Here is a 386-nt window from a genome sequence, read left to right on the forward strand (position 1 = left end):
GTCCAAGGCCCAGGAGGGCTCCCAGCCCGGCCACCCCTTCGGCTTCGACGGCCAGGGCTGCGACGTCTACACCCGCACCGTCTACGGCGCCCGGACCTCGGTGACCGTCGGTGTCCTCTCGACCCTCGGGGTCTCGCTGCTGCTGGGCGGCGTGTTGGGCGGTCTCGCCGGCTTCTTCGGCAGGGGATGGGACGCCGTGCTCTCCCGCATCACGGACGTCTTCTTCGGCATCCCGGTGGTCCTCGGCGGACTCGTCTTCCTGTCCGTCGTCACCAGCTCCACCGTCTGGCCCGTGATCGGCTTCATCGTGCTGCTGGGCTGGCCGCAGATCGCACGCATCGCGCGCGGCTCCGTCATCACCGCCAAACAGAACGACTACGTCCAGG

General features: G+C 69.4%; 1 protein-coding gene. It reads left to right on the plus strand.

Annotated features, from left to right (window positions below; translation table 11 throughout):
• Positions 1–386, plus strand: a 386-nt coding sequence (locus RNB18_RS53400; RefSeq protein ID WP_311721231.1) for an ABC transporter permease subunit, incomplete at both ends; no start/stop codon positions are given.

It is taken from the genome of Streptomyces doebereineriae (genome assembly GCF_031845645.1).
GTDB lineage: Bacteria > Actinomycetota > Actinomycetes > Streptomycetales > Streptomycetaceae > Streptomyces > Streptomyces canus.